General features: G+C 67.0%; 10 protein-coding genes and 1 tRNA gene. 5 read left to right on the top strand and 6 right to left on the bottom strand.

Annotated features, from left to right (window positions below):
• Window positions 1–39 precede the first annotated feature (39 nt).
• From ACTVZP_RS15930 to ACTVZP_RS15910, 5 genes are all read right to left on the bottom strand, one after another.
• A complete protein-coding gene (locus tag ACTVZP_RS15930) occupies window positions 40–1,314 on the bottom strand; it encodes an ABC transporter permease (RefSeq protein ID WP_443213151.1) in 1,275 nt (424 codons plus the stop codon).
• A 59-nt stretch (window positions 1,315–1,373) separates the two neighbouring features.
• Window positions 1,374–2,465 carry an ABC transporter substrate-binding protein gene (locus ACTVZP_RS15925; RefSeq protein ID WP_443213150.1) on the bottom strand — a complete coding sequence of 364 codons (1,092 nt, stop codon included), beginning with the start codon at window positions 2,463–2,465 and terminating at the stop codon, window positions 1,374–1,376.
• 56 nt (window positions 2,466–2,521) lie between these two features.
• Window positions 2,522–3,625 (bottom strand): ABC transporter ATP-binding protein, encoded by a 1,104-nt coding sequence (locus tag ACTVZP_RS15920; protein WP_443213149.1) that lies wholly within the window; start codon window positions 3,623–3,625, stop codon window positions 2,522–2,524.
• A 289-nt stretch (window positions 3,626–3,914) separates the two neighbouring features.
• A tRNA-Leu gene (locus ACTVZP_RS15915) sits at window positions 3,915–4,001 on the bottom strand.
• A gap of 121 nt (window positions 4,002–4,122) precedes the next feature.
• Complete coding sequence (locus ACTVZP_RS15910; RefSeq protein WP_443213148.1) at window positions 4,123–5,727, bottom strand: peptidoglycan-binding domain-containing protein; 1,605 nt, start codon at window positions 5,725–5,727, stop codon at window positions 4,123–4,125.
• 97 nt (window positions 5,728–5,824) lie between these two features.
• On the opposite strand from ACTVZP_RS15910, the gene lipB reads away from it, so the two are divergent.
• From lipB to ACTVZP_RS15895, 3 genes are all read left to right on the top strand, one after another.
• The gene (gene lipB / locus ACTVZP_RS15905) at window positions 5,825–6,481 is read left to right on the top strand and encodes a lipoyl(octanoyl) transferase LipB (RefSeq protein ID WP_443213147.1); all 657 of its coding nucleotides are present in this window, start codon (window positions 5,825–5,827) and stop codon (window positions 6,479–6,481) included.
• A 302-nt stretch (window positions 6,482–6,783) separates the two neighbouring features.
• Entirely contained in the window at window positions 6,784–8,484 is a 1,701-nt protein-coding gene (gene ctaD, locus ACTVZP_RS15900) for a cytochrome c oxidase subunit I (protein ID WP_443213146.1), read from the top strand.
• Window position 8,485: 1 nt separating this feature from the next.
• A complete protein-coding gene (locus ACTVZP_RS15895; protein ID WP_443213145.1) occupies window positions 8,486–9,064 on the top strand; it encodes a DUF2244 domain-containing protein in 579 nt (192 codons plus the stop codon).
• Between the two features lie 249 nt (window positions 9,065–9,313).
• Here the strand turns inward: ACTVZP_RS15895 and ACTVZP_RS15890 are convergent, their stop codons facing one another.
• Window positions 9,314–9,772: a GatB/YqeY domain-containing protein gene (locus ACTVZP_RS15890; RefSeq protein ID WP_443213144.1), complete on the bottom strand. Its 459-nt coding sequence runs from the start codon at window positions 9,770–9,772 to the stop codon at window positions 9,314–9,316.
• A gap of 177 nt (window positions 9,773–9,949) precedes the next feature.
• Between ACTVZP_RS15890 and carA the strand changes: the two genes are divergently transcribed.
• Together carA and ACTVZP_RS15880 are read left to right on the top strand one after the other, a co-directional pair.
• On the top strand, window positions 9,950–11,113 hold the full coding sequence (gene carA / locus ACTVZP_RS15885) for a glutamine-hydrolyzing carbamoyl-phosphate synthase small subunit (protein WP_443213143.1): 1,164 nt from the start codon (window positions 9,950–9,952) through the stop codon (window positions 11,111–11,113).
• A 408-nt stretch (window positions 11,114–11,521) separates the two neighbouring features.
• A complete protein-coding gene (locus ACTVZP_RS15880) occupies window positions 11,522–12,304 on the top strand; it encodes a L,D-transpeptidase (protein ID WP_443213142.1) in 783 nt (260 codons plus the stop codon).
• Window positions 12,305–12,542 lie beyond the last annotated feature (238 nt).

The following is a 12,542-nucleotide window of genomic DNA, read 5'->3' as shown; positions in this document are numbered from 1 at the left end:
CGGACCCCCGGGATATTTGGGCGAGAATGAAGGGGCCGGTCAGCCCAGCTTCAGATTGTCGATGCCGACCAGACGATCGTAGAGCCAGTAGAGGATGAGCACCGCGCCGAGCAGCACGGCCGCGAGCGCGGCGGCGAGCGACCAGTTCAGGCTGTCCTGCATGTGGAAGGCGATGAGGTTCGAGATCAACTGCCCCGAGGCGCCGCCGACGAGGGCCGGCGTGATGTAGTAGCCCACGCCCAGGATGAACACGAGGAGCGCGCCGGCGCCGATGCCCGGAAGGGTCTGCGGCAGGTAGACCCTGCGGAAGGCCGTCCAGCTCGAGGCGCCGAGCGAACGAGCCGCGCGGACATAGGACGGCGGGATCGGACGCATCACCGAATAGAGCGGCAGGATCATGAAGGGCAGCAGGATATGCGTCATTGCGATGATCGTGCCCGCCTGGTTGTAGATCATCGGGATCCGGTTCGAATCGGAGATGATGCCGGTGGCAACGAGCGAGTTGTTGACCACCCCCTGCCCCTGCAGGAGCACGATCCAGGACGTGGTTCGCACGAGGAGCGAGGTCCAGAACGGCAGCAGCACGAGGATCATGAGCAGGTTCGAGGTGCGCAGCGGAAGGATCGCCAGAAGATGGGCGATCGGGTAGCCGAGGAGCAGGCAGAGGAAGGTGATCAGGCCCGCGATCAGGAAGGTCCTCTCGAACAGCATCACGTAGACGCGGCGACCTTCGGGGGCCTGGACGATGTTGCCTTCGTTGTCGCGCGCGAGGTCCACCGCGGCGAGGAAGAAGTTCGGCGAATAGGCACTCGAGACCTGGCGCATGGTGCCCCAGAGCTTCGGATTGGCCCATTTCTGGTCCGCCTCGAGGATTGCCTGCTTGTAGGGCGGCTCGAAGTTCTTTGCCTTCCGGCCGGTGGAGGTGAAGAGCGACCGGGTGCCCGGCATCTCGTAGTTCACCCGCGTGCCGACGACACCCACCGTCTTCGCTTCGGCGGATGCCTTGAGGTCGGCGGCAAGCGCTGCGAAGGCGGCTTCATCCGGCTCGGTTCCCGGAGGGGTGTCGGCGAACCACTGCGAAAGCTGCGGCATGTTCTTCGAGAAGCCGTCGTTGTGGACCGACCTGTGCAGCATCTGGCCGATCGGCACGATGAAGGTGACGACGATGAAGAGGAGGAGCGGCAGCACCAGAAGAAAGGCGCGGCGGCGCGCACGGGACTGGGCGCGGGCAAGGGCTACCTTCAACGGGCGCCCGTCCGCCGTGGTCAGGCGCTCGGCGCCCGGAGCGGCAAGATCTGCTGTTGCGTCTGCCATCTTGGGCCTCACGTCTCAGGGGGAGGCGCGCCCCGCGAGGGAGCGCGCCCCGCAAGGGATCAGTTCGAGGCGAGCCAGGCGTTGAAGCGCTCGTTCAGTTCGGAGTCGCGGTCGACCCAGAACTCGTAGGACGAGGCCAGCGCGTTCTCGAGGTTGGCTTCCGACGTGGGCATGTGCGGGCCCATCTCGGTCTTGCCGTCCATGAAGAGACCGACGAGTTCACCCGAGGATTTCCGCGCGGGACCGTAGCTGATCCATTTCGCCTGGTCGGCGAGGCGCTGGGTGTCGGTCGAGAACGTCAGGAACTGCTTCGCCGTCTCGAGGTTCGGGGCACCCTTCGGGATCACGAAGAGGTCGTATTCGTAGACCTGCCCGTCCCACACGGTGACGAAGGGCTTGTTCTCGGACACCGCGGCCGCGAAGATCCGGCCGTTGTAGGCGGTGGTCATCGCCACCTCGCCGTCGGCCAGCAGCTGCGGCGGCTGGGCGCCGGCCTCCCACCAGATCACGTCGTTCTTGATCGTGTCGAGCTTGGCGAAGGCACGGTCGACGCCCTCGGGCGTCTCGAGCAAGGCGTAGACCTCTTCGGCCGGGACGCCATCGCCCATCAGCGCCATCTCGAGGTTGGCCTTGGCGCCCTTGCGCATGGCGCGCTTGCCGGGGAACTTCTCGAGGTTGAAGAAGTCCGCCATCGTGGTCGGCTTCTCGTTCGGGAACTTCGTGTCGTCATAGGCGAAGACGGTCGAGAAGACGATCGTGGCCACGGCGCAGTCGGTCAGGGCGCCGGGCAGGAAGTCCTCGGTCGCGGGCGTGCCGTCGGGCGCAGCGGCCAGGATCTCCGGGTCGATCTCCTCGAGCATCCCCTCATCGCAGAGGCGGATGGCGTCGGCATATTCCACGTCGGCGATATCGACGCTGACGTTGTTCGCTTCGACCATGGCCTTCAGCGGCGTGGCCGGATTGTCGGCATCCACCGACACCACCGTGATGCCGGTCTCGGCCGTGAAGGGCTTGTGGTAGGCCTCGACCTGGCTGGTCGTGTAGGACCCGCCCCAGGACATCACCGTCACCTGCTCCGCCGAAGCAGCGAAAGCCACGGCTGTCAGGGCAGTGGAAAGAATGAGGGCCTTCTTCATCGTTTGGTCTCCCATGTTGTGCAGTTTGTCTTTTTTGGCCACGCATGCGCGGCTGGTCCGTCGCAACGGAGTCAGAGCGGATCGAGGGCCCGGGCATCCTCGGGAGCCCAGCCGATCCGGATCCTTTCGCCGGGGCGCAGGACACGCTGACCGAGGGTGTTGCGGCACTTGACCACGAAATCCTCGGATCCGGCAACGCGCAGGCGCGTGCGGAAGATGTCGCCCATGTAGATGAACTCGAGCACGTCGGCATCGATGAGATGGGCGTTGGGCGGCAGCATCTCGGGCTTGAACTCCACCCGCTCGGGACGGATCGAGACGAGCGTCTTCTGCCCCTGCCGCGCGACGTTGACGGGCGTCGCGTCGATCAGCTCGCCCGTTTCCAGCCGCACGAGCGCACGGCCGTCGGCAATCTCCTCGACCGTGCCCGGCAGGCGGTTGTTCTCGCCGATGAAGCTGGCCACGAAGCTGTTCTTCGGCCGCTCGTAAAGCTCGGACGGCGGGGCGAGCTGCTGGATGCGCCCATCGTTGAAGACGGCGATCCGGTCAGACATGGTCAGCGCCTCGCCCTGGTCGTGGGTGACGTAGACCACGGTGATGCCGAGGCTCTCGTGCAGGTGCTTGATCTCGAACTGCATGTGCTCGCGCAGCTGCTTGTCGAGCGCGCCGAGGGGCTCGTCCATCAGGACCAGCTGCGGGTCGAAGACCAGCGCACGGGCCAGCGCGATCCGCTGCTGCTGGCCACCGGAGAGCTGCGCGGGACGGCGGTTCGCAAAGGCGCCCATCTGGACCATGTCGAGCGCGCGCTTGATCTTGCGCTCGCGATCAGACCGGGACATGCCGCGGACCTCGAGAGGGAAGGAGAGGTTCTCTCCGACTGTCATGTGAGGGAAAAGCGCGTAGTTCTGGAACACCATGCCGATGCCGCGCTTGTGCGGGGGCACGGTATTGATGGGACGACCGTCGAGGCGGATCTCGCCGTGCGTCGCGGTCTCGAAGCCGGCCAGCATCATCAGGCAAGTCGTCTTGCCCGAGCCGGAGGGCCCAAGCATGGTCAGGAACTCGCCCTGGCCAATCGTCAGGTTGAGGTCCTTAACGACGAGCGTCTCGCCATCGTAGCTCTTCTGCACGTGTTCGAACACGACGAAACCGTCGTCCTGGGTAGAAGCCACCACCCCATCTCCCCATCTTGGTCCGGCAGGTTTCCTGCACTCGTTGTCATTGTTTAAAGCTGAACGGTCCCCCCATTGCAATCTTGTTGTGCACAGGCCGCGGGAGGGGCGGCATCTGCTGCCTTGATGGGCAGCTAGCACGACCGGGCGCGTGCCCAAGCGACGGGATGCGAACCGACGGCCACCAAATGCGACCGATCCGTGACGAAAGCGTCGGACACAGGCGGCGTGGCGGCACGGAATGCCAAAAGGCGGCCCGTTGGGGCCGCCCTTCGGCGTTTCGTCAGAAGAATGGTGCGGTCGAGAAGACTCGAACTTCCACGGGAGTTACCCCACAGCGACCTCAACGCTGCGCGTCTACCAATTCCGCCACGACCGCACTGTCTTGGCTTGGTGGCGGGTTCTTAGCCAAGCTCGCAGGGGAAGAAAAGGGGTAATTTCGCGCCGCGTCAAAAATGCGGTCGGGGCGCCGGACGAGCATCCGGCACCCCGGCCTCAAGTCATTGTCCGAGCAGAAGGAACGGCAAGCGCGCGGCGGCCGAGACCGCCTTGGCTCCGGCCTCTGCAACGTCGCCCGGGGGCTGCGCGACGAAGGCCATGCTCGGCTCACCGGCCGCGGGCTCAGGCATGGCCGAGGCTTCGACGGACGGCGCGGGAACGGCGGGCTCCGCCGCGGGAGCGGCCACCTCGATCGGTGCCGGAGCCGCCGGCGCGAAGACGGGCAGCGGCGCCGGGGCCGCGGGCGCGATAAGGTCGACGCGTCCACCCACCGTGTAGGCGGCCTTCCGAATCACCTCATTCCGGTCAGGCATTTCCCGCCCGAAGACGGCGCTTCCGCTCTGCGCCGCATCCAGCCCCATCTGATACCAGTCGAGCGAGAGATCGGGCCGCTGGCTCGCCCCGAAGCCCTGGGCGAGGTGATGGCCCAGAAGCTCGGCATAGCCCTTCTGGCCGAGCGCGGTCAGGAGCAGGGCCGAGGCGATGGCCACGTCCATCCGGTCCTCGGCATAGCCGGTGCCGAGACAGATGCGCGCCGAACCCGCCAGCTGCGCCGGAGGCCGCCCGCTCGCCAGCACGAAGGCGGACACATCCTTCAGCACGTCGTCCCGCGGCTCGAGCGACAGCGCCGAGACCTGATCCTGCAGGGCCGGGCCGAGCGCCTGGCACTGCTCCGCGATCTGCTGCGCCGTGAAGCCCTGCACCTGCTTCGTCAGATCCTCGCTGCCCGAAATCGCATAACTGCGGGCGAGGCAGAACTGCTCGCCGAGCGCGAAGGTCGCATCGGTCATCGCCGCCGAGGTGGTGTAGCCGCCGTTCGCGTTGGTCTTGAGCCCGACCGAGTTGCAGTGCGAGGCGAGCGACGCCATCGTCGCGCCGGATCCGAGGAACGACGGCAGTTCGGGCGCGGCAGGCTGCGGCGGCTCTGCGGCCGGCATCGGCAGTTCCGGCAGGACGGGAGCGGCGGCGGCGGCCGCGCCCGCCACCGCGGGCGCCATCGGCATCACGGCCATCGGCAGGACGGGCGCCGCGGCGACCGTCGGCATCTGGGGCATCGGCGCCTGCTGCATCATCGGCATGCCGACGGATTGCGTCGAGGGCAGGCCCGCCATCTCGTCGCGCTGCATGATCAGAAGCCCCCGCATCCCCTGCGGATGCGTGGCGATCGACTGCTGCACCATCGGCCCGCCGGCAATGCCGCGGTGATAGGCCGTGGTCAGGATCGTCCGCTCGTATTCCGAGAGCTGTCCCGTCGGCTGATAGCCGAGAAGCACCTGATACTGCGAGACCGCGGCGCGCGAGCGCGATCCGAGCACGCCGTCGACCGTGCCGACCGGGTAGCCGAAGTAGTTGAGGGCCGTCTGGACCTCCTTGTTCTGCTCGCGCTGCGCGGCGGACATCGTGGACTTCGCCGGCGCCGCGCGCCGGTAGACCCGCTGCTGCTGCTGCGCGCGGCGGCGGTTCTGATCGTTGGCGATCGCATGTCCGATGATGCCACCGACCAGCGCGCCCGCGATCGCGTCGCCTGCATCCGCCTGGACCTGCTCGGCCGGAGCCAGTCCCACCAGCGCCGCAAGGCTGGCGGTGACGAGGAATTTACCATACATCGGACATCTCCCGGATAGCGAAGGACTCGGGAAGCGTAACACGGCTGCGTGAACAGCCCGGCATGTTTTTTGCGGTCGATCGGGGGATCAAAAGGCGATGTCTGGCGTGGAATGGGCCATTCTTCCGGGTCTGAGCCCCTATGCGGAGACCCTCGCCGCGATGGAGGACCGCGTCGCGGCCATTCGCGGCGGCGAGGCCTCCGAGGCGATCTGGCTTCTCGAACATCCGCCGCTCTACACCGCCGGCACATCGGCCCGGCCCGAGGATCTCGTCCAGCCGGGGCGCTTCCCGGTCCATGTCGCAGGCCGTGGCGGGCAATACACCTATCATGGCCCGGGGCAGCGCGTGGCTTACGTGATGCTGGATCTCGAGCGTCGCGGACGCGACGTGCGCCGCTTCGTCTCGGCGCTCGAGGACTGGGTGATCGACACCCTGTCCGAGTTCAACGTGAGGGGGGAACGGCGCGAGGGGCGCGTGGGCGTCTGGGTCGTCCGCCCGGACCGCGCGCCGTCCCCGGCCGGCGATCCGGCCGAGGACAAGATCGCGGCCATCGGAGTGAAGCTCCGGCGCTGGGTCAGCTTCCACGGTCTGTCGATCAACGTCGAGCCGGACCTGTCGCATTTCGGCGGCATCGTTCCCTGCGGCATCCGCGATCACGGCGTGACGAGCCTCGTCGACCTCGGGTTGCCCGTCACGATGCAGGATCTCGACGCGGCGCTGCTGCGCACGTTCCCCCGGCACTTTCCGGACTGAGCCAGCGGCGGGCAAAAGGACGCCCGCAGGCGGCACGTCCTCAGCGGACCTGAAGAAGAGCGCGACGCCCCATCCGGGCCGCCGTTTCCGATCGCCGCGCGCCCGGAACAGACCTTTTCGCCCTCCGAAGCCTGCGGCGACGTGCCACCCCCACGAAGGGAGGAGTGGCCGATTTTCTTGATCCAGATCAAAGTGCGAAGTTGCCGGACCCTGACCGGCGCTCTACACATACACCTGAGGCGTCGGGCTTGAGCTCTGTCCGCGTCTGCGGGATCGGAAACAGCACGCGGGGAGGCGAGCCAATGGCCGACGCAGCCATCCATGGCCATGAGCACGACCGGAGGGGGTTCTTCACCCGCTGGTTCATGTCGACGAACCACAAGGATATCGGCATCCTCTATCTCTTCACCGGCGGTCTCGTCGGTCTGATCTCGGTCGCCTTCACCGTCTACATGCGGATGGAACTGATGGCGCCGGGCGTCCAGTTCATGTGCGCAGAGCATCTGGACTCGGGTTTCGTGAAGGGGTTCTTCACCTCGCTCTGGCCCTCGGCGGTCGAGAACTGCACCCCGAACGGCCACCTGTGGAACGTGATGATCACCGCCCACGGCATCCTGATGATGTTCTTCGTCGTCATTCCCGCGCTCTTCGGCGGCTTCGGCAACTACTTCATGCCGCTGCACATCGGCGCGCCGGACATGGCCTTCCCGCGGATGAACAACCTGTCCTACTGGCTCTACGTGGCGGGGACCTCGCTTGCCGTGGCCTCGCTCTTCGCGCCGGGAGGTAACGGGCAGAGCGGGTCCGGCATCGGCTGGGTGCTCTATCCGCCACTGTCGACCTCCGAGGCCGGCTATTCGACCGACCTTGCAATCTTCGCGGTGCACCTGTCGGGCGCCTCCTCGATCCTCGGCGCGATCAACATGATCACCACCTTCCTCAACATGCGCGCGCCCGGCATGACCATGCACAAGGTGCCGCTCTTCGCCTGGTCGATCTTCGTCACCGCCTGGCTGATCCTGCTGGCGCTGCCGGTGCTGGCCGGCGCCATCACCATGCTGCTGACCGACCGCAACTTCGGCACGACCTTCTTCCAGCCCTCGGGCGGCGGAGACCCGGTGCTCTACCAGCACATCCTGTGGTTCTTCGGCCATCCCGAGGTCTACATCATCGTCCTGCCCGCCTTCGGCATCGTCAGCCATGTCATCGCGACCTTCGCGAAGAAGCCGATCTTCGGCTATCTTCCGATGGTCTACGCGATGGTGGCGATCGGCGTCCTGGGCTTCGTGGTCTGGGCCCACCACATGTACACGGCGGGCCTGAGCCTCACCCAACAGAGCTACTTCATGATGGCCACGATGGTCATCGCTGTCCCGACGGGCATCAAGATCTTCTCCTGGATCGCGACCATGTGGGGCGGTTCGATCGAGCTCAAGACGCCGATGCTCTGGGCGCTCGGCTTCCTCTTCCTGTTCACCGTCGGCGGCGTCACCGGCATCGTGCTCAGCCAGGCCAGTGTCGACCGCTACTATCACGACACCTATTATGTCGTGGCGCATTTCCATTACGTCATGAGCCTCGGCGCCGTCTTCGGGATCTTCGCGGGCATCTACTTCTGGATCGGCAAGATGTCGGGCCGGCAGTACCCGGAATGGGCCGGCAAACTGCATTTCTGGATGATGTTCGTGGGCGCGAACCTGACCTTCTTCCCGCAGCACTTCCTCGGCCGACAGGGCATGCCCCGGCGCTACATCGACTATCCGGAGGCCTTCGCCACCTGGAACTTCGTCTCGTCGCTCGGTGCCTTCCTGTCCTTCGCCTCGTTCCTCTTCTTCCTCGGCGTGGTGTTCTACACCCTGACGCGGGGTGCCCGCGTGACAGCGAACAACTACTGGAACGAGCATGCCGACACGCTGGAATGGACGCTCAGTTCGCCACCGCCAGAGCACACGTTCGAGCAGCTTCCCAAGCGCGAGGACTGGGAACGCACGACCGCGCATTGATATGCCCTATGAATGGGTCATCGTGCCGAGGGCCCCGGAGCAATCCGGGGCCTTCGCTCCATCCCACGACGCGATCCGTGAGGCTGCGGACGGCTGCGCAGGGAACAACGGGCCCGCGTTCCGCCTGCATCTCTGGCCCTACCGGTCGCTGCCCCGGAGAGGGTTTGCCGGCTTCATGGCCGCGACCTGCCTGCTGCTCGCAGTGCCGCTGGTGGGAGTGCTGGGTTCACCGGTCCTCTGGGGGCTGCTGCCCTTCCTCGTCCTCGCCGCGACCGGCATCTGGCTCGCGCTGAACCGAAGCTATTCCGACGGCGAGATCCTCGAGGAGTTCACCCTCTGGCGCGACCGGGCGACACTCGACCGCCACGGGCCGCGTGGGCGGCGGCAGAGCTGGCAGGCAAATCCCCACTGGGTGCGCGTGACGCTGCATGCTTCGGGAGGGCCGGTCAGCAACTACCTGACGCTCGGTGGCGGGCCGCGCGAGGTCGAGATCGGCGCCTTCCTGAGCGAGGACGAGCGGCTGGCCCTGCTGCCCGAGCTGGAGGGCGCGCTGGCACGGCTGCGCCGACCGGCAGAGTGACTGAGCGGGGGCTGCGCCGCTTCGGCGCCATTGAGGCCCCTCGCGCCGCGTTGCCACGGACCGGACTCTGGACCTTTGCCAGAGGGCAAGCTCGTCGGGGTCGCAGATGACGGAGTTGCTGGCTGCACGTCATCGCCGGAAGAGCAGGTCTGGCTCTCCTGCCATTGCCCGCGGGCAGAGCGGGAGCCACGCCGGACCGTCGGTCACACCGCCGGGCCGACAAGCGGTCGCCTCAGCCCTGCGGCAGGTTCAGCCGAGACGGTCCTTGACCATCGGCCCCACGGCCCCGAAATCCATCTGGCCCGTGTAGCGCCCCTTCAGCTCGGCCATCACCTTTCCCATGTCGCGGATCGTCGTGGCGCCCACTTCGGCGATGGCTGCGGAAATGGCGGCCTCGACCTCTTCGGCATCCAGCTGCCGCGGCAGGAACTCCTCGATCACCGCGATCTCGGCGCGTTCCTTCTCGGCCAGCTCCAGCCGTCCGCCCTCCTCATAGGCACGCGCGCTCTCGAGGCGCTGGCGGACCATGCGGCCGAGGATGGCGGTGATCTCCTCGTCGGACACCATCCCGTCCGCTCCGTCGACGCGGGCAGCGATGTCGCGATCCTTGATGGCGGCATTGATCAGGCGCAGGGTCGAGAGCCGATCCGGCTGCTTGGCGCGCATCGCCTCTTTCATCGCGTCCTGAAGCCGCTCGCGCAGGGTCATCCTCATCCGCCTCCATGGCTGTGCGAAACCCGCACCTTACAGGCAAGCCCGCCCCGACACAACCACGCCACCTTAGAACAAACCATTGATCCAAAAGGATAAGTCATTTCTGTCGCGGCCTTGACCGTGCGGGCACCAACCCTTAGTGTCCGCCAGATTTTGCCAAGGAGTCGCGCCATGGCCGCCGCCAGCCCCGCCGAAAAACCCACTGCCTGTCTGGCACTTGCCGACGGCACCATCTTCTACGGCAAGGGCTTCGGTGCCCGGGGCGACACCGTGGCCGAACTGGTCTTCAACACCGCGATGACCGGCTATCAGGAGATCATGACCGACCCCTCCTATGCCGGGCAGATCGTGACCTTCACCTTCCCGCATGTGGGCAACGTGGGCGTCACTCCCGAGGACGACGAGACGGCCGAGCCGGTGGCCGCCGGCATGGTGGTCAAGTGGGACCCGACCGGGCCCTCGAACTGGCGCGCGACCTCCGAGCTGACCGCCTGGCTTCTCGCGAAGGGGCGCATCGGCATCGGCGGGATCGACACGCGCCGCCTCACCCGCGCGATCCGCCAGCAGGGCGCCCCGCATGTGGCGCTCGCCCATGATCCCGAGGGGCGGTTCGACATCGAGGCCCTGGTCGCCAAGGCGCGCGGCTGGCGCGGCCTCGTCGGGCTCGACCTTGCCCGCGACGTGACCTGCGCGCAGAGCTACCGCTGGGACGAGATGCGGTGGGCCTGGCCCGAAGGCTATCGTGCGCGGACAGAGCCGGGCATGAAGGTTGTCGCGATCGACTATGGCGCCAAGCGGAACATCCTTCGTTGCCTTGCCTCGGCGGGCTGCGACGTGACGGTGCTGCCGGCGACGGCGACGGCCGAGGACGTGCTGGCGCTGAACCCCGAGGGAGTGTTCCTCTCGAACGGCCCCGGCGACCCGGCGGCCACCGGGGTCTATGCCGTGCCGATGATCCAGGGTGTCCTCGACCGGGACCTGCCTCTCTTCGGGATCTGCCTCGGCCACCAGATGCTCGCGCTCGCCCTCGGCGCGAAGACGGTGAAGATGAACCATGGGCATCATGGCGCGAACCATCCGGTGAAGGATCTCGAGACCGGCAAGGTCGAGATCACTTCGATGAACCACGGCTTCACGGTGGACAGCCAGACCCTGCCGCAGGGCGTGAAGGAGACTCACGTCAGCCTCTTCGACGGCTCGAACTGCGGGATCCGCGTCGAGGATCGTCCCGTGTTCTCCGTGCAGTATCACCCCGAGGCGAGCCCGGGACCGCAGGACAGCTATTACCTGTTCGAGCGCTTCGCCGCAGCCATGAAGGCCCGGCGCGCCGCCTGACCCCCGTGAATCCACGCCCCGGCGGTCGCACCGGCTGGCGCCTGCGCGTCCGTATCGACGGACGCGCCGCCTGAACCCGGGCGGCCAGCTTCCCGGCAAGCGCATCGCCCGAGTCCCGCGCAGCCGCATCCGGGCGAGCCCGCCTTTGGATCCCGCGGGCAGGCACGCCAGTCGGAGCGCTGCCGGGACCCTGTGCAACCGCACAAGGGCGTTTGTCCTGCAGGAGTATGGCTCGCTGCGCTTTCGCCTCCTCCGATCCGGCCGCCCGTGCCACATGGCCATTGCGGCGCGCTGATCCGGAACCAAGTCCCGCTCATCCCCCTTGTGTCAACGACGGAGGGCGACGGCCTGCGGCACCGGGCGCCAGCCCGTCCGCGGCTCGCCCTGCCCCGAAACAAGGACCATCCGATGACCGGACTTATCTCCCGTAGCTTCCTGCCTGCCCTCGCGGCGCTCACCCTCGTCGCCGCCTGCGCGCCCGAGCCCCCGCCGAGCCGCAGCGCCATGCCGACCGGCATCGCGCCGCAGGTGGCCGCCATGTATGGCCCGGTACAGGATGGCGAGCGGCTCATCCCGGCCGTGCCTCCGCAATACCTGACCGATTACAAGGTTCGACAGGAGGTGGATTACTGGACCGCGGAACTGCCCGGCACCATCGTGGTCGATCCCTACGCCCGCTACCTGTACTACGTCCTGCCCGGCCAGCGCGCCGTCCGCTATGCGGTCGCCGTGGGCCGCGAGGGACGCGGCTTCTCCGGCGATGCCGTCATTCCGATCAAGCGCGAGTGGCCGCGCTGGATCCCGACCAAGAGCATGATCGAAGAGGATCCCGAGCAATACGGCCCCTGGAAGGACGGGATGGACGGCGGCCTGTCGAACCCGCTCGGAGCACGCGCCCTCTATCTGCACAAGAACGGCAAGGACACCTACTACCGGATTCACGGCACGAACGATGTCTCCTCGATCGGACGCGCCACGTCGGCCGGCTGCATCCGGCTCTGGAACCAGGACATCCTGGACCTCTATGCCCGTGTCCAGCCGGGGACGCGTGTTGTCGTGCTGCCTGCCAACGAATCGGGCCGCGGAACCGTGCCCTCCGGGGCCTCGCTGCCGCCTCTGATATCGGGCCTCGACAGCGTGGCGCCCCCCGGAGAGACCGCCGCGACCATGTTCTTCACCGAGACATTCTGACACGGCGCCGGGGCACAATCCCCCACGGCCTTTCTGGCGCGAGGGCGCTGGACACGGTCCGGCGCCCTTTTCCCGTGTCGGAACGAGAGTCTGCCTGCAATCGTGCTTTACGCCTTCTTAACCAGTTCGAGCGAGTGTGCGGCGTCCATCGAAAGGCTTGACCGTGGCCGCTCCTCCCCTCGTCCTGTCCCTCGACCGGCGCGTTGCCGGGGAAGCGGAGGTCGCTGCACGGCGCCGC

It is taken from the genome of Rhodobacter sp. NSM, from assembly GCF_052244495.1.
In the GTDB taxonomy this organism is placed as follows: Bacteria; Pseudomonadota; Alphaproteobacteria; order Rhodobacterales; family Rhodobacteraceae; genus Cereibacter_A.
This window is presented reverse-complemented; position numbering and strand designations above follow the sequence as displayed.

Excerpts from the sequence above, each read along its gene's own strand:
- ACTVZP_RS15890 (WP_443213144.1), bottom strand. The coding sequence starts at position 9,772 with ATGACCCTGCGCGAGCGGCTTCAGGACGCGATGAAAGAGGCGATGCGC.
- ACTVZP_RS15880 (WP_443213142.1), top strand. The coding sequence starts at position 11,522 with ATGACCGGACTTATCTCCCGTAGCTTCCTGCCTGCCCTCGCGGCGCTC.
- ACTVZP_RS15925 (WP_443213150.1), bottom strand. The coding sequence starts at position 2,465 with ATGGGAGACCAAACGATGAAGAAGGCCCTCATTCTTTCCACTGCCCTG.
- ctaD (WP_443213146.1), top strand. The coding sequence starts at position 6,784 with ATGGCCGACGCAGCCATCCATGGCCATGAGCACGACCGGAGGGGGTTC.
- carA (WP_443213143.1), top strand. The coding sequence starts at position 9,950 with ATGGCCGCCGCCAGCCCCGCCGAAAAACCCACTGCCTGTCTGGCACTT.
- ACTVZP_RS15895 (WP_443213145.1), top strand. The coding sequence starts at position 8,486 with ATGCCCTATGAATGGGTCATCGTGCCGAGGGCCCCGGAGCAATCCGGG.
- ACTVZP_RS15930 (WP_443213151.1), bottom strand. The coding sequence starts at position 1,314 with ATGGCAGACGCAACAGCAGATCTTGCCGCTCCGGGCGCCGAGCGCCTG.
- ACTVZP_RS15910 (WP_443213148.1), bottom strand. The coding sequence starts at position 5,727 with ATGTATGGTAAATTCCTCGTCACCGCCAGCCTTGCGGCGCTGGTGGGA.
- lipB (WP_443213147.1), top strand. The coding sequence starts at position 5,825 with ATGTCTGGCGTGGAATGGGCCATTCTTCCGGGTCTGAGCCCCTATGCG.